Here is a 21010-nt window from a genome sequence, read left to right on the forward strand (position 1 = left end):
GCCCGTCACCGCTGGACCTTCGACAGGCGTGCCTCGGGATTGCCCTCGTCGTCGCTCTCCGACCGGTACACGAGGTCGTCGCCGGAGGGTGTGATCCGGACGGTGTGCGGGGTCGGGTTGCAGCCGCCGTGGTTCGACCTGCGGCCCACGGACGTCACGACGAGCTCCTTCGCCGAGGCCTTCTTCAGGGTCAGTACGTCGTTGCAGGCACCGCCGAGCAGGTCGGCCTGCCGGAGGGTGCCCACCTCGTCGCCGACGTCGGCCTTGTGCACGGTGAGCCGGAAGGTGCCGGCGGGCAGGGCGCCGTCCAGGACGGTGGCCTTGCCCTCCCAGGTACCGAGGTAGCGGTCCGGCACCGCGCTCCCGGCCGGGGCGTCGGACTCCTGGGGCGCCTGGGACGACGCGGCTCCGGTGTCCCCGCTCGCGGAGTCCTTCTCCCCGCCGGGCAGCAGCTCGAACACGAACACCGACCCCACGGTCACGGCCGCCAGCGCACCCGCGACGGCCAGCGCCACCGTGCAGCTCATCCGCCGCCCACGGCCGCCCTCCCCGGGCGTCGAGGACGCGGCGACGGACACGGCGAGCTTGCCGGGCCGGTGCTCGGAGCCGGGTACGGCGTCCTGCGGCGGCGGCGCGTCACGCGGTTCCGGTACGGCAGCGGGTGACGAGGGCGGGGCAACGGGCGGTGCGGACACCGGCGTGAAAGGCGTGGAAGGCATGGGCATGGGCATGGGCGTCGGCGTGGCGGGACCTCCCATAACCGGTGGCGGGCCGAACTCCCCCACCGTCGCCCGCCCGGCCGCCTCACCGCCGGCCGTCGTCTCCACGGCCCCGACCGAGGGCAGGTCGAATCGGACGGGCCCCGACGAGACGTCCTCCCCCGCCTCCAGATTGAGCAGCCGCACCGCACCGCGGCTGACCTGCTCCACCAGCGGCCCCGGCAGCCAGCCGCCCGCGACCAGGCGGGCCGCGCCCTGCGGAGCCAGCCGCCGGGCCACCTCACCGGGTGCGGGCCGGGCGCCCGGGTCCTTCACCAGGCAGGCCGCCACCAGCTCCCGCAGCTCACCGTCCAGCGCGTCGAGTTCGGGCTCCTCGTGGACGACCTTGTAGAGGAGTGCCGCCGACGAGTCCCCGGAGAACGGCGGCTCCCCGGTCGCCGCGTACGCCAGCACGGCACCCAGCGAGAAGACGTCCGCCGCTCCCGTGGCCCCCTTGCCGAGGATCTGCTCGGGCGACATGTAGCCCGGGGAGCCGATCGAGACGCCGGTCGACGTCAGGGACGCGGTGCCGTCCATGGCGCGGGCGATGCCGAAGTCGATGAGCAGGGGTCCGTCGAGGGTGAGCAGGACGTTCGACGGCTTCACGTCCCGGTGCACCAGGCCCAGTTCGTGCACCGCCGCCAGCGCCTCCGCGAGACCCGCGCCGAGCGCTCGTACCGAATGGGGCGGCAGCGCGCCCGAGTCCGCGACGGCGGACGTCAGCGAGGGACCCGCCGCGTACGCCGTGGCCACCCACGGCACCGGCGCCTCCGGATCGGCGTCCAGGACGGGTGCCGTCCACGCGCCGCCCACCCGGCGGGCCGCCTCCACCTCCCGGCGGAAGCGCGCGCGGAACTCCTCGTCGAGGGCGAAGTGGGGGTGCACGATCTTGACGGCGACCGTGCGGCCGCCCGCGCTGCGCCCCAGGTACACCCGCCCCATGCCGCCGGAACCGAGCCGGCCGAGCAGCCGGTACGGTCCGACGACCGTGGGCTCGTCAACTCCGAGCGGCTGCATCCGCGTCCATCCCTCCCCCGTAGGAACCGTCAGCAGATTAGTGCGGAATCACCGTGTGCTTTACGGCTGGAGCAGATCGACCTTCACATCCGCCGGGAATCCGGTGGTCGGCCCCACCCTTCGCGCGAACTCCGCGACCGCGGCCAGCTGCGGGCCGCCGAACCGGAAATCGAGGGTGGTGAAGTACCGCTCCAGGACCTGCTCGTCGAAGGCCTCCCAGCGGGCCGCCTGCTCGGCGACCTTGCTCACCTCTTCCAGGGAGAGGTTGCGGGAGTCGAGGAACGCCTCGTGGACCCGGCGGGTGATGACCGGTTCGCGCTCCAGATAGTCCCGGCGCGCCGCCCAGACGGCGAAGACGAAGGGCAGGCCGGTCCACTCCTTCCACAGCGCGCCGAGGTCGTGCACCTCGAGGCCGTAGCGCGGCCCGTCCAGCAGGTTCGCCCGCAGCGCGGCGTCCCCGATGAGTACGGCGGCCTCGGCCTCCTGCATCATCAGGCTGAGGTCGGGCGGGCAGGTGTAGTAGTCGGGCTGGACGCCGTAGCGCTCGGCGAGCAGCAGCTGGGCCAGCCGGACCGAGGTGCGCGAGGTCGAGCCGAGGGCGACGCGGGCGCCGTCCAGTTCGTCCAGCGGGACCTGCGAGACGATCACGCAGGACATCACCGGGCCGTCGCAGCCCACAGCGATGTCGGGGAAGGCGACCAGGTCGTCGGCGTTGCGCAGGAACTCGACCAGGGTGATCGGGCCGATGTCGAGGTCTCCCCGCACGAGCCGCTCGCTCAGCTTCTCGGGGGTGTCCTTGGTGAGCTCGAAGTCGAGCAGGGTGCCCGTTCTCGCGAGCCCCCAGTAAAGGGGCAGGCAGTTCAGGAACTGGATGTGGCCTACGCGCGGCCGGGTGCGAGAATTGTCCACATCGCGAGACTAGACCCCATGAGGTAGCGTGCAGCCTTCAGGGTCGTGACACCCTCGTCACAACCTCCCTTCACCCGAGTGTCGGATTCGAACCGTCACCGTGTAGGCCTTCGGCCCGTCAACATGAAACGCGCCTTCAAACGTCCGAGTGACGTGATCTTGGCCTCTATTGCTTTCGGCTGCCTGCGTGCTAGGCTCGCCGCAAGTTGCAGTTTGGTTTCCCTTGCAGTACAGAGCCTGCGGAGCATGTAACCGCGGGCTCTCGTCGTTTTCAGACGTATGCAGTTGTGCGGGACTTTGTTTTCACACTTGCAGGGTTCTGGAGCAGGGCAACCCTTTGGGCCCAAGGAGGGCTTATGGCTACCGGAACCGTGAAGTGGTTCAACGCCGAAAAGGGCTTTGGCTTCATCGCCCAGGAAGGCGGCGGCCCCGACGTCTTCGTTCACTACTCCGCGATCAACGCGAGCGGCTTCCGTTCGCTGGAGGAGAACCAGCAGGTCTCCTTCGACGTGACCCAGGGCCCGAAGGGCCCGCAGGCGGAGAACGTCACCCCCGTCTGATCATTCGGTCTCGGAGCCTGGTGCTTTGATCCGGAACAGATAGCAGTACCCAAGGAGCCCCGTGCCGCAAGGCGACGGGGCTCCTGCCTTTTGCTCAGATGTGCTGCATGACCAGCACGAACGTGGTTCCGGGCGCGAGCGCCCCGTAGGAGTGCGGCACATCCCCCCGGTACGACATGTAGTCGCCGGGACCGAGCTCGGCCTCGTCGCCCCGGGGACCCGCCTTCACCCGGCCGGTGCTGACGATCAGATGCTCCACGGTCCCCGGAATGTGCGGGTCCGACTCCCGGGGCGGGCCCGGCTCCGCGCTCAGGTGGTAGATGTCCCGGCGCGCGCCGGGCGGGCTCGCGGAGAGCAGCGTGGCCACGAAGTCCGCCCGCTCCGAGGCCACCGTGGGCCCTTCACCCGCACGGATCACCTGCACGGCCGGCGCCGGCGGCTCGACCAGCACGCTGAACGGCACACCGAGCGCGACCCCCAGTGCCCACAGCGTCTCCACGCTGGGGTTTCCGCCGCCCGCCTCCAGCTGGGACAGCGTGGACTTCGCGATCCCGGCCCGCTTGGCCAGCTCCGACAGCGACAGCCCGGCCCGGGTGCGCTCGCGGCGCAGGGCGACGGCGATCCACGCGAGGGGCTCGCTCATCCGGTTCACTTCCCGTCGTTCGCTCTACAGGTACGTTCGTTCGGCTTGACGAACAGCCGATCGCTTGTTCATTCTGGGAAACATGCGTTCGCTACTCCGAACACCGATGATGGCACCTCTGGTGCGCGACAGTGCGCTCGTCTGGCTGGCGAGCGGTGTCGTCGGCGTCTCCTTCGGCGCGATCTCGGTCGCCGGCGGGCTGCCGGTCTGGGTGCCGGTGGCGATGTCGCTGATCGTGTACGCGGGGTCGGCGCAGTTCAGCGCGGTCGGCGTGCTGCTCGCCGGGGGCGGGCCGCTCGCCGCGGCGGCCACCGGACTGCTGCTGAACACGCGCACGGCGGCCTTCAGCCTCGCCGTCGCCGACGTCCTCGGCGGCCGGAGCCGGCTCGCCCGTTTCCTCGGCGCCCACCTCGTCACCGACGAGACGGTGGCCTTCACGCTCGCCCAGCCCGATCCGGTGCGGCGCCGGGCGGCGTTCTGGGTGAACGGGCTCGGTCTGTTCGCCGCCTGGAACATCGGTGTCCTGGCCGGTGCGCTGGCCGGGACCGCGCTCGGCGACACGGCGAGGTACGGCCTCGACGCCGCCTTCCCGGCCGTCCTGGTGGCACTGGTCCTGCCCACCCTGCGCACGGACGCCCGCATCCGCCGGTGCGCGCTGCTCGGCGCCGCACTGGCCCTGGCCGTGACACCGGCCGTCCCCGCGGGGGTGCCGGTGCTGCTGGCGCTGGCGGGGCTGGTCCGGTACGGCCGCAAGGAGGGGGCGGCGTGAACGCCACGGTCGCCGTGATCCTGGTGCTGGCGGTGGGGACGTATGCCTTCCGGCTGGTCGGGCCGGCGCTGCACGGGCGGGTCGAACTCCCGGACCGGGTACAGGAGTTGCTGTCGGCCGCCGCGGTGGTGCTGCTGGTGGCGCTGCTGGCGACGGGGGCGCTGACGGAGGGCGGCGGCTTCGCGGGGTGGGCGCGGCCGGCCGGAGTGCTGGTCGGGGGCGTCCTCGCGTGGCGGCGGGCGCCGTTCCCGGTCGTGGTGCTGGGGGCGGCCGGGGCGGCGGCGCTGCTGCGGGCGGCGGGCCTGGCGTGAGCCGCCCGCGTGCGAAAATCGCCGGATGACCGGCCAGGACGAGAACAACCACAGGGAAGAGGGCGGGTCCCCCGCCGACAACAGACTGGCGACGGGCCTGTCCATCGGGCTGGCCCTCGGCACCAGCATCGGCCTGGTCCTCGGGCTGATCGTCTTCGACAACCTGGCGCTCGGGCTGGGGCTGGGGCTGTGCCTGGGTGTCGCCGTCGGCACCGCGATCGGGGCGGGCGGGACGCGGGGCGACGGCGAACAGCCGGGACAGGGCACCGAGTAGCCGAGGGCAACTACCGGGCTGCCCGGCACTGTCAGTGCCGTTGGCTAGGGTCCCGCGCCATGACCGACTCCGACTTTCTGGCCACCACACGCACCTTCTACGACGCCATCGCCGAGGACTACGCGGTCCTCTTCCAGGACGAGCTCGCGAACAGGCCCCTGGAGCGGGCGATCCTCACCCTGTTCGCCGAACTCGTCGACGGGGACGGGCCGGTGGCCGACCTGGGCTGCGGACCGGGCCGTACGACAGCGCGCCTCGCCGCGCTGGGGCTGCCCGTGTACGGGGTCGACCTGTCGGAGTCGATGCTCGCGATCGCCCGCCGCGAGAACCCGGAGCTGCGGTTCGAGCAGGGCTCGATGCTGGAGCTCGACCTGCCCGACGGCACGCTGGCCGGCGCGCTGTCCTTCTACTCCTCCATCCACACACCCGTGGAGCGACTGCCCGCTCTGTTCGCCGAGTTCCACCGGGTGCTGGCGCCGGGCGCGCCGCTGCTCGTCGCCTTCCAGGCCGGCGACGAACACCGGCACCACGACCGGCCCTTCGGCCACCCGGTCGCGCTCACCTTCCAGCGGCGGCGGCCCGAGCACATCGCCGGGCTGCTGACGGCGGCAGGCTTCGCCCTCGTCTCCCGGACCGTCCGCGAGCCGGACCCGGCGCTCGACGAGACCTCGCAGCAGGCGTTCCTGATCGCCAGAAAGCCCGAGTAACCCGGGTAGCCCGAGTAACCCGGGTGGCCCGGGTGGCCCGGGTGGCCCGGGTGGCCTCCGCTACAGGGTCCCGGCTATGTCCTTCGCGGCGATGTACCCGAAGGTCATCGCCGGGCCGATCGTCGAGCCCGCGCCCGCGTAGCTGTGCCCCATGACGGCCGCGCTCGCGTTGCCCGCCGCGTACAGGCCCCGGATGACCGAGCCGTCCTCCCGCAGCACCCGGGCGCGGGCGTCGGTGAGGAGGCCGCCCTTGGTGCCGAGGTCGCCGGGGACGATGCGGAAGGCGTGGTACGGGGGCAGCCAGAGGGGTGCCAGGCAGGAGTTGGGCAGCACGGACGGGTCCGTGTAGTAGTGGTCGTAGGCGCTGTCGCCCCGGTGGAAGTCGGGGTCCTTCCCTCTCAGGGCCTGCGAGTTGAAGCGGTCCACCGTGGTGCGCAGGGCCGTCGCCGGGACGCCGATCGAGGCGGCGAGCGCGTCCAGCGTCCAGGCCTTGTGCGCGGCACCCGAGTCGTACCAGGCGGCCGGGAAGGGCAGGGTCGGCAGGACGTCCTTGAAGAGGTAGCGGTTGCGGTAGTGCTGGTCGACGATCAGCCAGGACGGGATGGCCGGGCTGGTGTCGTGGACGTCGTACATGGTGTGGACGACGTCGCTGTAGGGGGCGGCCTCGTTGACGAAGCGGGCGCCCGCCGCGTTGACCAGCAGCCCGCCGGGGAGGGTGCGTTCGGCCAGGCAGAAGTACGGCTGGCCGGGGACCGGGATCGCCGGGCCCCACCAGGCGTCGTCCATGAGGCCGAGCGCGGCGCCCAGCCGGTGTCCGGCCCGGATGCCGTCGCCGGTGTTCTCCTTCGCGCCGACCGTCCAGTCCGTGCCGATGGGCTGCCGCTGGTACTGCGCGCGCATCGCCGCGTTGTGCTCGAAGCCGCCCGAGCCGACGATCACCCCTCGCCGGGCGCGGACCAGGCCCGGACCGCCGTCCCGGGTGACGACCGCCCCGGTCACGGCGCCGTCCTCGACGTGGAGATCGCTCAGCGGTGTGCCGAGCCATACGGGCACCCCCGCCGAGCGGAGCCCGAGCCGCAGCCCGGCCGCCAGCGACTGGCCCATGGTCAGCGGCTTCTCGCCACGCAGGGCGGCCGCCGTACCGCGTGCCAGGCACTGGGTGGCCACGGCTGCGCCCTTGGCGTTCACCGCGGCCAGGGCCAGCCACTTGTAGTCGGCGCTGAAGACGACCATGCCGGCGGGCACGTCCATGTACGGCGGGTTCAGGCGTGCCAGTTCGGCGCCCAGGAGGTTGCCGTCGAGTTGGTCGGGTTCGATGGAGCGGCCGTTCGGCAGTCCTCCGGGCAGCTCGGGGTAGTAGTCGCTGTACCCCTCCATCCAGCGGAAACGCAGAGGGCTGCGGGCCATGACCAGGGAGAGCATCGCCGGGCCGTGGGCGAGGAAGGCCCGCTGCCGGTCCTCGGGCACGTCCGGGCCGACGACGGCGGAGAGATAGGCGGCGGCCTTCGCGGGCGTGTCCGGCACGCCCGCCGCCAGCAGCACGGAGTTGTTGGGGATCCAGATCCCGGCACCGGACCGGGCGGCGGACCCGCCGAAGGTGGGCGCCTTCTCCAGCACCACACAGCTCAGGCCCTGCGCCGCGGCGGTGAGGGCGGCGGTCATGCCGGCCGCGCCCGAGCCGACGACCACGACGTCGTACGTACCGAGGAGCGGCAGGTCGGCCGCCCGCGCGGTCTGCTGCGAGACCGCGGTGAGCCCGAGGGCGGTGGTGGCCGTGCCCGCGGCACCGGCGGCCAGGACATGTCTTCGGGAAGGGTGCGCGCTGGTGGTCATGGGGGCAGCTCCCGCCTGGACGACTCCGCATTTCTGAGGGTGTGTCAGAAATGCGAATGTGACGCGGATGCCTTGTGAAGTCAAGCGCAAGGCACGGGAGCTGAAGCCCTCCGTCGCTCGTGTTGGGTCGGCACCCGCCCCCTCCCCCCGCCATGGTCCGGACTCCGACGGGGGGCGAGGAGCGGGTTGCCGCCCGGGCCCGTCAAGGATCGTCGTCCATCGGGCAAAGCCCAGTCAATCCTTGGGATTTATGGCCTCACCCAAGCATTAGCTTGGGTGTCATGACCCTCGATGACCTGCGGGTGTTCGTGGCCGTGTGCCGGGCCGGAAGTCTCAGCTCGGTGGCGCGGGAGCTGGGCTGCACCCAGTCGGCCGTGAGCCAGCACGTGAAGCGGCTGGAACGGGAGACCGGTGTCGCGCTGCTGGAGCGCCAGCCCCGGGGAGTGGTGCCGACACAGGCCGGCCGGGTACTGGAGGCCGCGGCCGCGGAGGGCATATCCGGGCTCGATCTGGCGGTACGGCAGCTGCGGGACCTGCTCGACGGCGAGAGCGGGTACGTGCGGGTGGCGACTGGGGCGACGACCGTACGGCACTTCATGTCGGAGGCGGTGGTCGCGTACCGGCGCCGGCATCCCCGGGTCAATCTGGAGTTCCGCACGGTCAGTTCGGGGCGGGGCAGCTTCGACGCGCTGGCCGACGGCACGCTCGACCTGGCCTGGATCACCCTCGGGCCGCCGGTGCGCGGCATCGAGCAGCGGCCGGTGGTGGAGCTGCCGTGGGTGCTGGCGGTACGGGCCGACGACCCGCTGGCCGGACGGCCGTACGTCGACGCCGGGGCCGACATGGCCGGCGTACGGCTGATCCGGCTGCCGCCGAACTCCGCGTCGGCGGCTCATCTGGACGCCGCCTGCGCCGAGTTGGGCGTCCGGTTCGCGCAGGACACCAGCGTCGCCGACTGGGACACGGCGCTGCTGCTGGCCGAGCTGGGGGTCGGACGGGCGGTCGTGCCCGCGCTGCCGGGGCTGGCGGTCCCCGGCGACGGCGAGCTGCGGCTGATCCCGGTGCCCGCGCTGCGTCCGCTGCCCGTGGGCTGGGCCGTGCGCCGGTGGGACGCGCTCGGCCCGCCGGCCAGGGCGTTCGCGGACCTGGTGGAGAGCTACCGCCGGGGCTGACTACTTCAGGCCGATCCGGTCGCAGTCCGCCTTGTACTCGGGGGTGCAGATCTGGTCGACGGTGTAGACGCCGTCCTTGACCACCGTCTCCTCGATGTTGCCCTGCGTCAGGGCGATCACCGTCACCAGCTGGGCCGGGATGTCGTCCTGGGTGGGGCTGTCGACCGAGTCCTGGGTCAGCGAGTCGAACTCCAGGTCGCGGCCCTGCACCCGGTACACGGCCATCTTCGCGGCGTTGGTCGCCTCCAGCAGGAAGGGCTTGTACACCGTCATGAACTGCTCGCCCGAGACGATCCGCTGGACCGCGTCCAGGTTCGCGTCCTGCCCGGTCACCGGGGGGATCGTGCTCGCGCCGGCCTCCTTGAGCGCGTCGATCACGGCCCCGGCCATGCCGTCGTTCGCGGAGTAGACGGCACCGATGCCGGAGACCCCGACGGAGGCGATCGCCTTCTGCATGTTGGCCTTGGCGGCCTCGGGCGACCACTTCTCGGTGTCGTACTTCTTGACGATGTTCACCGCGCCGTCGAGCTCCGTGAGGGCGCCCTTCTTGAAGCGGTCGGTGTTCGGGTCGGCAGGGTCGCCGTTCATCATGACGACCTTGCTGCTCGCTGCCTTGTCGCCGAGTTCCTCGACGAGGGAGCGGCCCTGCACCTCGCCGACGAGTTCGTTGTCGTGGGAGACGTAGGCGTCGATGGGGCCCTCGGCGAGGCGGTCGTAGGCGATGACGGGGATGCCCGCGTCCTTCGACTTCTGCACCTGCGGGGCGATGGCCTTGGCGTCCACCGCGTCCACCAGCACGACGTCGACCTTCTCGTCGATCATCTGCTGGAACTGCTCGCTCTGCTTCTCCGGGCTCGACCCGGCGTTGGCGTAGACGACCTTGCCCTTGTCGTCGGTGAGGTTGCCGACTTCCTTCTTGATGAGCGGGTAGTCGAACTTCTCGAAGCGTGCGGTCTCCTTGTCGGGCAGCAGCAGCCCCACCGTGATGTCGTCGCCCTTCTCCGGCGAGGCCGAGCTGTCACCGCCCCCGATGCCGTCGATGACGCCGCACGCGGTGAGCGACATCGCCGAGGCGGAGGCGACGAGGGCTATGCCGATCCGGCGTACGGCGGAGGTGTGGGGGGTGCGAGCGTTCACTACTGGGCCTTCCGAGCGGAGGAGCGGCGTTGCTACCCGGGTGGCGGTAGCCAACGCGGACAGGGCATGTCACGTCAAGCGGTTGTCGTAACGAGACAGCAACCGTTCTTCATGCTCCGTACACGGAGTTGACCCTGCAGTGACGACAGGCTCGCCCTCGATCGGGTGAATGCCCGAACAGTCGTACCAAAACGACCTACGGTCTCCCGCTGACACCCGAGATCCACGAAGGGAGCCACCATGGCAACCGCCTCCCGTGCCGCGCTGACCGTCGAGGTCATGGAGATGCTGGCCGGTCTCGACCCACGGCTCTGGGAGATCGTCGAGCCGCCGGTTCCGCCGAACCCCATCCATGCCCCCGGCATCCCCATCGGCTTCCGGTCGGCGGTGGACGGCGAGCGCCTGAACCCGCAGCCGCTGCCGCCCGGCGACGGCCTGCTCGCGTCCGTGCGCGGCATGGCCGTCTCGGTGGCGGACGCGACGATCGCGGCGAGTCTGGCGGGCCGTAAACCGGCCGAGGTCCTCAGGGAGGTCGGGGACGACATCTGTCCCGAGCCGCCGAAGCTGCCCTGGCCGAAGAAGTGGCCGGTGCCGGTCCAGCTGCGGGAGCAGCTGATCACCGACCCGAACCGCGTGTCGCCCGCCGTCCAGGCCTCGGCCGCCCTGGTCTTCCAGTCCTACGCCCATCGCATCTCGGACAAGAACCTGAGCACGGCCTTCGGCGACCTCGCCGAACGGCTGCTGGAGCGTGCTCTGAAGACCGCCGGCAGTGCGGGCTGAGGGGTCGCTTCGGTCGGTCACTTCGCGTACAACCCCTCCACCTCTCCCGCGAAGTCCCGCATGACCACGTCCCGTCGCAGCTTCATCGACGGGGTCAGGTGGCCGTCCATCTCCGTGAAGTCCGTCGGCAGGATCGTGAAGCGGCGGATGGACTCCGGGCGGGAGACGAGCTTGTTGGCCTCGTCGATGGCGCGTTGCAGGATCGCCCTCAGCTCCGGGTCGTCGACGAGGAGTTCGGCGGGGACGGAGTGCTTGCCGTTCATCCGGCGCCAGTGGGTGACGCCGTCCATGTCCAGGGTGATCAGCGCGGAGACGTAGGGGCGGCGGTCGCCCAGGACCATGCACTGGGAGATCAGCGGGTGCGAGCGCAGCCAGTTCTCCAGGGGTGCCGGGGCCACGCTCTTGCCGCCCGCGGTGATGAGGAGTTCCTTCTTGCGGCCGGTGATCGTCAGATAGCCGTCGTCGTCCAGGGCCCCGATGTCCCCGGTCGGCAGCCAGCCGTCCGCCGCCGCCGGGACGACGCCACCGGCGGCCGGGTCCCAGTAGCCGCGCAGCACCTGGTCACCGGAGACGAGGATCTCGCCGTCGGCGGCGATCCGGACGCGGGTGCCGGGCAGCGGCCAGCCGACGGTGCCCAGGCGGGGCTTGAGCGGCGGTGTCACGGTCGCGGCGGCGGTCGTCTCCGTGAGGCCGTAGCCCTCGTAGATCTCGATGCCCGCCCCGGCGTAGAAGGCGGCCAGGCGTCGGCCGAGCGGGGAGCCGCCGCAGATCGCGTACTTCACACGGCCGCCCATCGCGTTGCGGATACGGCGGTAGACCAGCGGGTCGTAGAAGGCGCGGGCGGCCTTGAGGGCCGTGTTCGGGCCGCCGCCGGTCCCGGACGCGCGGGCCTCCAGCGCCTCGCCGTAGCGCTCGGCGACCGACGCCGCGCGGTCGAAGGAGGAGGCCCGGCCGCCCGTCTCGGCCTTGGCGCGGGCGGAGTTGAAGACCTTCTCCAGCATGTAGGGGATGGTCAGCAGACAGGTCGGGCGGAACGCGGCGAGGTCCGGCAGCAGGTCCTCCGCCTTCAGGCTCGGCGCGTGCCCGAGGCGCACCCGGGCCCGTACGCAGGCCACCGCCACCATCCGGCCGAAGACGTGCGACATCGGCAGGAAGAGCAGCACCGACGCCTCTTCGCTGGTCCGCGTCTTGAAGATCGGGTAGAGCAGCTCGATGGCGTTGTCGACCTCGGCGAAGAAGTTGCTGTGGCTCAGCGCGCAGCCCTTGGGGCGGCCCGTCGTGCCGGACGTGTAGATGAGGGTCGCCAGCGTGTCCGGCACCAGCATGCCCCGCCGTACGGCCACTTCCCCGTCGGGCTGCTGCGCGCCGGCCTCCGCGAGCCGGTCCACATGGCCCTTCTCCATCACCCACATGTGGCGCAGGTCGGGCACCCGGTCCAGCTCGGGGCCGAGCGCGGCCGCCTGGCCCGCGGTCTCGGTGACCAGGGCCACCGCGCCGGAGTCCTGGAGGATCCAGCGGGTCTGGAAGACGGAGGAGGTGGGATAGACGGGGACCGTCACCAGGCCGGCCGCCCATGCGGCGAAGTCGAGCAGCGTCCACTCGTAGCAGGTGCGGGCCATGACGGCGATCCGGTCCCCGGGCACCAGGCCCTCGCCGATCAGCCCCTTCGCCACCTGCTGCACCTGCTCGGCGAACTCGGCCGCCGTCACGTCCGTCCACTGCCCGTCCGCGCCCTTGCGGCTGAGGACGACGGCGTCGGGAGCCGCCTCCGCGTTGTCGAACGGCAGGTCCGCGAGCGAGCCGTGGGTGACCGGCGGCGCGAACGGCGGCACGTACGCCTCCCGTACGACGCCGTCCAATCGCCTCGTCTCCGGCTGCACCAGGGTCGGTCCCGGGGCGTCATGGAAGGCGGCCGAGGGGGCGAAGGACGGAAGCGAGGTGGACACGGGCGGCTCCTGCGACGGGCTTGCAGCGAGGAAATCTGCTTGCTGCATGACGTACGTGCCTCGCGCACCTTGGTGTTCACCTGCGGAGGCCTGCGGAAAGGGGTTACCGCTGGTTAGGCAGGAGATCGTACGGCTCGCGAGTGTGGGGGTTGTGCGGGTTCGGCGGTGGTCCGGAGCCGGGTATGTGCAACCTCGGGGTTTATGTGAGGGGCACTCAGCTTCGCCTCACCCGATCCTTACCTTCGCTCCAGAATCGCCGTCACGCCCTGCCCGCCGGCCGCGCAGACCGAGATCAGCCCGCGCCCCGAACCACCGCTCTCCGCGAGCGACTTGGCGAGCGTCGCCACGATGCGGGCCCCGGTCGCCGCGAACGGGTGACCGGTCGCCAGCGACGAGCCGTTGACGTTCAGCCGGGCGCGGTCCACGGGGGCGAGCCCGCGCTTCTCCCACGCCGCCAGCGTGGCCAGCACCTGGGAGGCGAAGGCCTCGTGGACCTCCACGAACTCGAAGTCGTCCAGGCCGAGTCCGGCCCGCTCCAGCATGCGCGGGACGGCGTACGCCGGTGCCATCAGCAGTCCGTCCTCGCCGCCCGCCACGTCGCCGTGCACGAAGTCCACGGCCGCCGTCTCGTGGGCGGTGAGGTAGGCCAGCGGCTCCAGCCCCCGGCGCTCGGCCCACTCCTCGCTCGCCAGCAGCACCAGAGCCGCCCCGTCCGTCAGCGGCGTCGAGTTGCCCGCCGTCATCGTCGGGTGCTCCCCGTCCAGGCCGAACACCGGCTTCAGCGCGGCGAGTTTCTCCGGCGTCGAGCCGGGGCGCAGGTTCTGGTCCCGGTCCAGCCCCCGGAAGGGCACGACCAGGTCCTCGAAGAAGCCGCGTTCGTACGCCGCCGCCAGCCGCCGGTGACTCGCCGCCGCGAGTTCGTCCTGGGCCTCGCGGGTGACACCCCACGCCCGTGCCGTGACGGCGGCGTGCTCACCCATGGAGAGCTTCGTGCGCGGCTCGGCGTTACGGGGGATGTCCGGGACGAGGTGGGAGGGCCGCACCCGGGAGAGCGCCTTGACCCGGCCGCCGAGCGACTTGGCCCGCCGGGCCTCCAACAGGATGCGCCGCAGACGGTCGTTGACGCCGAGGGGCGCGTCGCTCGCCGTGTCCGCGCCGCCCGCGATCGCCGCCTCGGTCTGGCCGAGCGCGATCTTGTTGGCGGCGGCGATGACGGCCTGGAGGCCGGTGCCGCAGGCCTGCTGGATGTCGTACGCGGGCGTGCGGGCGTCCAGTTCCGAGCCGAGGACGGTCTCGCGGGCGAGGTTGAAGTCACGGCTGTGCTTGAGGACGGCCCCGGCGACGAACTCGCCGACGGCGCCCGGGTCGCCGAGTCCGTACCGTTCGACCAGGCCGTCGAGGGCGGCCGTGAGCATGTCCTGGTTGGACGCGGTGGCGTACGGGCCGTCGGAGCGGGCGAAGGGGGTGCGGGTGCCGCCGATGACCGCGACGCGCCGGACCGCGGGGGCCGGAGCGGAACTCGTGCCCGAGCGGTTGGCGGGGATCGCGCCGGAGCTCTTGGAGGGGGTCGTGCCCGAGCGCTTGGCGGAGCTCCCGCCCGAGCGCTTGGCGGGGGTCGCGCCGGGGCTCTTTCGGGAGCCCGTGCCCGAGCTCTCGCCGGTGCTGGTCCCAGAGCTGTCGCCGGTGCTCGTCCCGGAGCTCTCGCTGGGGCTCATCTCCACCCACTCCTCACGTCCACCAAGGCTTACCTCCGGTAACCTTACTCCAGAGTCAGTTCCGGAGCGCACTGGGAGTCGCACATGGCCGACCGCTATCTGAGCTTCACCGGCACCGCACCCGGCCGCTTTCTCACACGCCGCCTGGGGCTGCCCCAGCCCGCGTCGCTGAAACGCTTCTCGCCCGAGCGGCCCGCGCTCCAGGGCGACCGGCTGCTCCTGACGGCCGGCAAGTCGGACCTCGACCTCGCCGCGACGGGCCTCGGCCTGACGGACTCCTCCGAGCACCCGGTTGCCGTCCTGCTGGACGCCACTGGAGTGCGGGACGTCGAGACGCTCGCCGAGGTGCACGCGGCCCTGCATCCGGTCGTGCGGTCGGTGGCGCAGAGCGGCCGGATCGTCGTCCTCGGCGCGCCCCTCGACCCCGCCGACCATCACCAGGCCGCCACCCAGCAGGCCCTGGAGGGCTTCACGCGCTCGCTCGGCAAGGAGATCGGGCGCGGCAGGACCGTGAACCTGGTCCGGCTGACGGACGCGCCCGCCGCCGCGTCGACCCTCGGCTTCCTCCTCTCCCCCAAGTCGGCCTACGTCAGCGGCCAGGTCGTCGAGGTCGGCCCGCAGGACGTCACCGTCCCCGCGGACCCCGAGCGTCCCCTCACCGGCCGCACCGCCCTGGTCACCGGCGCCGCGCGCGGCATCGGCGAGGCGGTCGCCGAGACGCTGGCCAGGGACGGCGCCCGGGTCGTCGTACTGGACGTGCCGCAGGCCGAGCAGGACGCGCGACGAGTGGCCGACCGGCTCGGCGGCACCGCGCTCGCGCTGGACATCACCGCCGACGACGCCGGGGCGCGGATCGCGGCCGCGCTGCCCGACGGGCTGGACGTCCTCGTCCACAACGCCGGCATCACCCGCGACCGGCGGCTGGTCAACATGCCCGCCGAGCGCTGGAGTTCGGTGCTCGACGTGAACCTCGTGAGCGTGCTGCGCACGACGGACGCGCTGCTGGCGGGCGGGACGCTGCGCGAGGGCGGCCGGATCGTGGCGACGGCCTCCATCGCGGGGCTGGCGGGGAACGCCGGGCAGACCAACTACGGCGCGAGCAAGGCGGGCGTGGTCGGTCTGGTCCGCTCCCTGGCACCGCGGGCGCTCGCCGAGCACGGGGTGACCGTGAACGCGGTCGCGCCCGGCTTCATCGAGACGAAGATGACCGCCGCGATCCCCCTGTTCATCCGGGAGGCGGGCCGGCGCATGAACTCCCTCGCGCAGGGCGGGCTGCCTGCCGACGTCGCCGAGACGACCGCCTGGCTCGCGCATCCCGCGTCGGGTGCGGTCAACGGCCAGGTCGTCCGGGTGTGCGGCCAGAGCCTGCTGGGGGCCTGATGACGACCGTGCTGACGGGCGCCCCCTCGCTTCCGGCCCTGCTCGCCCGGGGCGCGGTGCTCTCCGCGTTCAAACGGCCGCGTCCCGACGCGGAGTTCCCCCGCACCCGGCTCGTGCTGCCCGGCGCGCGCGTCGACCTGGCGCGGCTGGCGGCGTACGAGCGGGTGTGCGGCTTCGCGACCGGCGCCGACGCGCTGCCCCTCACCTATCCGCACGTCCTGGGCTTCCCGCTGGCCATGCGGCTGATGAGCGAGCGGGCCTTCCCGCTGCCGCTGCTGGGGCTCGTCCACACCTCCATCGAGGTCACCCGGCACACGGCGATGCCCGCGACCGGCGCGTACGAGATCGGCGTGCACGTCGACCGGCTGGCGGAGCACCGCCGGGGCACGGAGGCCGTGGTGGTCACCGAGGTGCGGTCGGGCGAGGACGTCGTGTGGGAGTCGACGAGCAGATATCTCGCCCGGCACCGCACGAACGGCCCGGACGCCGGTGCTCAGACCCGGCCGGCCGAGGAGCCGAAGCCGCTCCCGGCGGTCGCCGAGTGGCGCATCGCCGGGGACGTCGGACGCCGCTACGGCGCCGCCTCCGGTGACCGCAACCCCATCCACCTGCACGCCCTCACCGCCCGGCTGTTCGGCTTCCCGCGCGCCATCGCGCACGGCATGTGGACGGTGGCCCGCTGCCTCGCCGCCCACGGCACACCGGACGCGGTGCGGGTACGGGCCGACTTCCGGGCGCCGGTGCTGCTGCCCGGGACGGTGACGTACGCCGCGGAGGACGGGCGGTTCGAGCTGCGCGGCGGGGACGACCGCGTCCACCTGACCGGGGAGGTCTATCCGCTCACCTCGTGAGCTGCCTCCGGCGGTGTCCAGGGCCGGCCGTCCATGAGGTTGGCCAGGCCGGCCCACGCGAAGTTCATGAGCGTGGCCGCCGCCTGCCGCGCGCTGACGCCAGGCGTGGTGTTGGCCCAGTCGGCGAGCGACTCCGCGGCCCCCACCAGGGCTTCGGCGATCCCGGCGACCTCGCTCGCCGGGAGGTCCGGATCACGGTGGGCCTCGCGGGCCGCCACCAGGATCAGCTGCGTCACGAAGTCGACGATCTCCGCGCGCATCGCGGCGACCTCGGTCGCGAACGGCTCGCCGTGGGTGCGGGCCTGGAGGTGCAGCACGGACCAGGCGTCCGGGTAGTGCGAGGTGTGGGTGAAGAACGCCCGCAGTCCGTCCCAGAGCTGGCGGTCGGCGGGCAGCTCGGTCCGCACACCGCCACGCACGGCCGCGACCAGCGCGGCGGCCTCGCGCCGGATGCAGGCGGTGAAGAGGTCTTCCTTGGAGTTCAGGTACAGATAGACCAACGGCTTGGAGACGCCCGCCAGTTCGGCTATCTCGTCCATCGACGCGGCCATGTACCCGCGCCTGCCGAAGGTCCGCACTGCGGCATCCAGCATCTGCTGCTCACGGACGGCCCGCGGCATCCGTTTGGTCTTCACGGCACCCATGGCCGTTAGCGTACGGGCCGGGAGGGAGATCCCACCCGGCCCGCCGTGAACGCCTGCCCTACTCCTCGCCGCCCAGCCCGTCCGCGAACCGTGTCATCCGGTCCGTCAGCGCCTGCCCGTCGACGGCCGGCAGAGCCGTCAGCCGGGGCAGCAACTGCGCGGTGAGCAGGGTGGACAGGGCCGAGGTGTCGGCGCCGGTGCCGTCGGTGCGCACCACCACCGGCTGCGGTGCCCGGCCGGCGAGCTTCGCGCCCACCTCCAGGCGGCGCCGGGCCAGTTCGTACTGGAGGACGGCTCGGTTGTCGCGGTAGGCCTTGGCGAGGGCGCGCTGGGCGCGGGCCTCGTTCTCGGCGGCGATCAGACCGCTGCGGCCCCGCGTCTCGATCTCGAACCGCACCCGCTGGGCGTTGGTCTCCTGCTCCTCCAGCAGCTGGGCGACCTCCTCGCGGGCCCGGTTCAGCGCCGCCTTGACCTCGACGATCCGGGCGTCGCGCACCTTCTTGGCCCGCTCGATGTCCATGCCCAGCTGGTCGATCCGGCGCTTGCGGATCAGGCCCCACTCCTGGTCGTAGGCCGTGCGCTCCTTGGCGACCCGCTCCCGGGTGGCCAGGTGCTGCTGGTACTGCGTCGGCAGCTGCACGTCCGGGATGTTGGAGCCGGTGATGCGCACGCCGTAGCCGGACAGCTGGCGGTTGAGCAGTTCCTGCATGTCGGCGACGTCCGAGCCGCGCAGGTCGTAGGCCCGCTCGGTGCGCATCTTGCGGGCGCGCTGACGGATGGCGTCCTGCACGGCGCTGGAGAGCACCAGGTCGAAGTTGCCGGCGCCGATGGTGCGTACGAACAGCACGGCGTCCGTGATGCGGAACTTCAGGAAGAACTCGATCGAGCGCAGCGGCACGTTCTCCTGCGTCGGGCAGGCCATCACCGGTGCGGAGTACGGGATCTCGGTGGCCGTGTCGACGACGAAGTCGACCCGGGACCACGGGTGCCACAGGTAGTGCCGGCCGGCGTCCAGGGTGCGCACGACGGCGCCGTAGCGGGTCAGCACGCCGTTGGTGCCCTGCTCGATCTCCACGATCGAGGAGCGCCACCACCACAGCGCGCCGATCAGCAGCAGCACGGCGCCGCCGGTGTAGGACAGGGCGGCGAGGGTGCCGTAGGCGAGGTCCCCGGCGGCGGACTCGGCGTCCGCCTCCTTCAGGGACAGCATCACGCCCATGAACAGGGCGTACACGCCGAGCCACAGGGGCAGCATCCACCACAGGCGGCGCCGGTGGCGGGGGATGATCACCGGGATCAGGGTGTCGGCCTCGCCGCCGCGCAGCAGCCGCGCGATGTCGGCCCACGGGGCGACCTTCTCGGAGATGACCGACCTGCGCTGGGAACGGGCGGTGCTCATCGGGTGGCCTCCTCGGCGGCGTCGGAGCTGTCGTCGCCGGCGTCTGCGTCGGCCGGTGCGGGCTGGTCGGGAACCTGCGGCACCGTCGGCCGCTCGGCCGCCAGCAGCGCGCCGATCTCCGCCTCGCGCGCGGCGATCCGCTCGGACACCTCCCCGAGACGTGCCCGTACGGCGGCCATGTCCTCGTCGGTGAACAGCTCCGTGCCGCGTTCGCCGACCAACTCGCGGGCCAGTTCCAGGAAGTCGATGCCGGCGACGCCGCCGTCGGTCGTGCCGCCGATGCGCACCAGTCGCGGCAGGTGGTCGGCGACCTGCTCCAGGGTGTCCAGCACCTGCTGCTGGTAGCGGTACTCCAGGATCTCCGGCGCCTCGGCCGCGGTCACCGCGCGGATGTCGAGGGCCTGCGCCTCGAGGAGGGCCGCGTTGGCCTTCGCCTCCGACTCGGCCTGGACGTAGCGCTGCCGGGCGAGTGCCTCGGCGCGGTTCGTCTCGCGCTCCACGGCCGTGTCCATCTGCGCCTGGTACTGGGCGATGTCGGCCTGGATCGCGGAGAGCGTCTCCTGGCTGGAGGCGAGTTCGCGGGTGAGGTCGCCCTCGTCCTGCTCCTTGCGGAGCTGGAGGGCGTACTCGTGGGTGTACGCCTCCTTGGCCACGCGCACCATCTCGGGCGCCGCCAGGTCCATGCGGTAGCGCTGGTCGGAGGGTTCGGCGTGGGTGATGTTGGCGTTGGTCAGCTCGACGGCCGGGCGGAACTGCTGGTTGAGCTGCTCGAGGAGGCGGCCGGTGTCCTCGCCGACCATGTCGTAGATGCCGGCGGCCTCCTGTTCGTAGATCAGGCTGCGGATCGTCTCGCTGACCGCGTTGCTGAGCTTCTCCTCGAAGCCGCGCACCGCGCCCAGGGTGTAGACGAACTCGGTGGGGTCGCTGATCCGGAACTGGATGAACAGGTCGATGGAGCCCTTCACACCGCCCCGGGTGGGCGCCTCGCGCACCGGCGCGTTGAACGGGTACTCGATCGTGGTGTTGACGATGTACGACACCCGCTTCCACGGGCTCAGCAGCACGATCCGGCCCGGTCCGACGACCTTCTCCAGCTTGCCGAAGCGGGTGATCATCGCCTGGCAGCCGTCGGGCACCATGACCATGCCCTGGCGCCACCACACGAAGGCGACGGCGAGCAGTGAGATGACCCAGTAGTGCACGCCGAACAGGGGGTTGGTCAGCACGTCGGCGCCGGACGCCCCCACGATGCCCGCGCCGGCCACACCCAGCAGGAACAGCATCAGCACCGGCAGCATGGAGATGATCGAGCGGCCCTTGGGAATCACCATCGGGCAGATGGCGTGCACCGTCTCGGTGCCCTCGCGGACCTGCTCGCTGCGGCCGAGCGCCTCCCCGGCCTCGTCCAGCGGCACCGTCTTCTGCCGCATCACCGTGGCGGTGGAGCCGCCCTGTTCCCGTGCCGCCGGGAAGTCGGCCGGGTCGATGCCCTGGCCCTGGGCGTCATAGCCGCCGGCGCCCTGTGTTCCTCGTCCGCCGGTCTGCCGCCGCAGTTCCTCCTGCGCGGCCGTCCGCGGATCGGTGCCGGAGGCCACGGCCTCGGCAACACGTCGTGCGCCCTGTTTCGCGCGCGCTCGCGCCACGGTTCCCCCTTGTGTTCCGATGCCCGTCGAATGCGGGTCCTACTGCTGATACACCGGTCGGCCCGATGTGGTTCCAGCCATCCCACATCATGATCCGGACAAGGGTAAAGGGGTCGCTCCCGCAGCTACCGGCGGGTATTCACTGCCGGGATCCGGAAGCGGCCGTACGACGGTTCTACGAGGCCTGGGAAGTCTGCCCCTGCGCGCGGGCGGCCTCGTCGACCGCGTCGTCCTCCTGGCTGCGGTTCGCCTCCAGGTTGGCCTTCATGCGGTCGACGCGCTGGACGATCCCGACGGAGGCGCGGTCACGCTCCTTGCGCAGGACCACGAAGCTGATCGGGGCCGAGAGCACCAGGGCGAGCAGGACGACCCACATGCCGTTGGAGTCGCCGAGGCCGCGCGGGGCGAGGCCGGAGTAGACGAGCCCCGAGACGACCACGAGGCAGCCCACGAAGATCCCGAGGCGCATCAGTGTGTAGCGGAGCATCTCAATCCACTCTTCCGAATCCAAAAAGGGCCACTGCCCAGTGAAGCACGGCGTGGTGCCGATCTTGCAGGGGGG

Annotated in this window: 20 protein-coding genes; 9 read left to right on the forward strand and 11 right to left on the reverse strand. The window is 72.0% G+C overall.

What is annotated here, in order from left to right:
* Positions 1-5: 5 nt before the first annotated feature.
* Positions 6-1775: a serine/threonine-protein kinase gene (locus CP983_RS18130; RefSeq protein ID WP_150500492.1), complete on the reverse strand. Its 1770-nt coding sequence runs from the start codon at positions 1773-1775 to the stop codon at positions 6-8.
* A 60-nt stretch (positions 1776-1835) separates the two neighbouring features.
* Positions 1836-2684 (reverse strand): menaquinone biosynthetic enzyme MqnA/MqnD family protein, encoded by an 849-nt coding sequence (locus tag CP983_RS18135; RefSeq protein WP_030958190.1) that lies wholly within the window; start codon positions 2682-2684, stop codon positions 1836-1838.
* Between the two features lie 356 nt (positions 2685-3040).
* On the opposite strand from CP983_RS18135, the gene CP983_RS18140 reads away from it, so the two are divergent.
* Positions 3041-3244: a cold-shock protein gene (locus CP983_RS18140; RefSeq protein WP_003992177.1), complete on the forward strand. Its 204-nt coding sequence runs from the start codon at positions 3041-3043 to the stop codon at positions 3242-3244.
* A 94-nt stretch (positions 3245-3338) separates the two neighbouring features.
* Here CP983_RS18140 and CP983_RS18145 read toward each other — a convergent pair whose 3' ends face one another.
* Positions 3339-3887, reverse strand: a complete 549-nt coding sequence (locus tag CP983_RS18145) for a helix-turn-helix domain-containing protein (protein WP_150500494.1) — start codon at positions 3885-3887, stop codon at positions 3339-3341.
* 106 nt (positions 3888-3993) lie between these two features.
* Between CP983_RS18145 and CP983_RS18150 the strand changes: the two genes are divergently transcribed.
* Genes CP983_RS18150 through CP983_RS18165 form a run of 4 tightly spaced genes read left to right on the forward strand, consistent with a single transcriptional unit; the run spans position 3994 to position 5948 of the window.
* The gene (locus tag CP983_RS18150) at positions 3994-4656 is read left to right on the forward strand and encodes an AzlC family ABC transporter permease (RefSeq protein WP_229914944.1); all 663 of its coding nucleotides are present in this window, start codon (positions 3994-3996) and stop codon (positions 4654-4656) included.
* Positions 4653-4967 (forward strand): AzlD domain-containing protein, encoded by a 315-nt coding sequence (locus tag CP983_RS18155; RefSeq protein WP_107904288.1) that lies wholly within the window; start codon positions 4653-4655, stop codon positions 4965-4967. Before CP983_RS18150 ends, CP983_RS18155 begins: the two co-directional genes overlap by 4 nt.
* 25 nt (positions 4968-4992) lie before the next feature.
* Positions 4993-5241, forward strand: coding sequence for a glycine zipper domain-containing protein (locus CP983_RS18160; protein WP_150500495.1), 249 nt, complete (start codon positions 4993-4995; stop codon positions 5239-5241).
* A 59-nt stretch (positions 5242-5300) separates the two neighbouring features.
* The gene (locus CP983_RS18165; RefSeq protein ID WP_150500497.1) at positions 5301-5948 is read left to right on the forward strand and encodes a class I SAM-dependent DNA methyltransferase; all 648 of its coding nucleotides are present in this window, start codon (positions 5301-5303) and stop codon (positions 5946-5948) included.
* 60 nt (positions 5949-6008) lie between these two features.
* On the opposite strand, the gene kstD is transcribed toward CP983_RS18165, so the two are convergent.
* Entirely contained in the window at positions 6009-7781 is a 1773-nt protein-coding gene (gene kstD / locus CP983_RS18175; RefSeq protein ID WP_150500499.1) for a 3-oxosteroid 1-dehydrogenase, read from the reverse strand.
* A 281-nt stretch (positions 7782-8062) separates the two neighbouring features.
* Between kstD and CP983_RS18180 the strand changes: the two genes are divergently transcribed.
* Entirely contained in the window at positions 8063-8953 is an 891-nt protein-coding gene (locus CP983_RS18180; protein WP_150500501.1) for a LysR family transcriptional regulator, read from the forward strand.
* On the opposite strand, the gene CP983_RS18185 is transcribed toward CP983_RS18180, so the two are convergent.
* A complete protein-coding gene (locus tag CP983_RS18185; protein ID WP_125527020.1) occupies positions 8954-10090 on the reverse strand; it encodes a sugar ABC transporter substrate-binding protein in 1137 nt (378 codons plus the stop codon). It abuts the gene before it with no gap.
* 240 nt (positions 10091-10330) lie between these two features.
* Here CP983_RS18185 and CP983_RS18190 point away from each other — a divergent pair, with 240 nt between their 5' ends.
* Positions 10331-10870 (forward strand): hypothetical protein, encoded by a 540-nt coding sequence (locus CP983_RS18190; protein WP_150500503.1) that lies wholly within the window; start codon positions 10331-10333, stop codon positions 10868-10870.
* Positions 10871-10887: 17 nt separating this feature from the next.
* Here the strand turns inward: CP983_RS18190 and CP983_RS18195 are convergent, their stop codons facing one another.
* Together CP983_RS18195 and CP983_RS18200 are read right to left on the reverse strand one after the other, a co-directional pair.
* Positions 10888-12816, reverse strand: coding sequence for an AMP-dependent synthetase/ligase (locus tag CP983_RS18195; RefSeq protein WP_150500505.1), 1929 nt, complete (start codon positions 12814-12816; stop codon positions 10888-10890).
* Between the two features lie 236 nt (positions 12817-13052).
* Entirely contained in the window at positions 13053-14531 is a 1479-nt protein-coding gene (locus tag CP983_RS18200; RefSeq protein WP_229914945.1) for an acetyl-CoA C-acetyltransferase, read from the reverse strand.
* Between the two features lie 84 nt (positions 14532-14615).
* On the opposite strand from CP983_RS18200, the gene CP983_RS18205 reads away from it, so the two are divergent.
* Positions 14616-15911 (forward strand): 3-oxoacyl-ACP reductase, encoded by a 1296-nt coding sequence (locus tag CP983_RS18205; RefSeq protein ID WP_150500507.1) that lies wholly within the window; start codon positions 14616-14618, stop codon positions 15909-15911.
* Positions 15911-16762: a MaoC family dehydratase gene (locus CP983_RS18210; RefSeq protein WP_150500509.1), complete on the forward strand. Its 852-nt coding sequence runs from the start codon at positions 15911-15913 to the stop codon at positions 16760-16762. The genes CP983_RS18205 and CP983_RS18210 overlap by 1 nt, the downstream gene beginning before the upstream one ends.
* On the opposite strand, the gene CP983_RS18215 is transcribed toward CP983_RS18210, so the two are convergent.
* The 4 genes from CP983_RS18215 to CP983_RS18230 form a co-directional block, all read right to left on the reverse strand.
* A complete protein-coding gene (locus CP983_RS18215; RefSeq protein ID WP_107904309.1) occupies positions 16744-17406 on the reverse strand; it encodes a TetR/AcrR family transcriptional regulator in 663 nt (220 codons plus the stop codon). The genes CP983_RS18210 and CP983_RS18215 overlap by 19 nt on opposite strands.
* Positions 17407-17464: 58 nt before the next feature.
* A complete protein-coding gene (locus CP983_RS18220) occupies positions 17465-18805 on the reverse strand; it encodes an SPFH domain-containing protein (RefSeq protein WP_107904311.1) in 1341 nt (446 codons plus the stop codon).
* On the reverse strand, positions 18802-20448 hold the full coding sequence (locus CP983_RS18225) for an SPFH domain-containing protein (RefSeq protein WP_107904313.1): 1647 nt from the start codon (positions 20446-20448) through the stop codon (positions 18802-18804). The genes CP983_RS18220 and CP983_RS18225 overlap by 4 nt, the downstream gene beginning before the upstream one ends.
* 175 nt (positions 20449-20623) lie before the next feature.
* Positions 20624-20935 (reverse strand): DUF4229 domain-containing protein, encoded by a 312-nt coding sequence (locus CP983_RS18230; protein WP_107904315.1) that lies wholly within the window; start codon positions 20933-20935, stop codon positions 20624-20626.
* Positions 20936-21010: the final 75 nt, after the last annotated feature.

Origin of the sequence: Streptomyces chartreusis (genome assembly GCF_008704715.1) — a bacterium.
GTDB classification, from domain to species: domain Bacteria; phylum Actinomycetota; class Actinomycetes; order Streptomycetales; family Streptomycetaceae; genus Streptomyces; species Streptomyces chartreusis.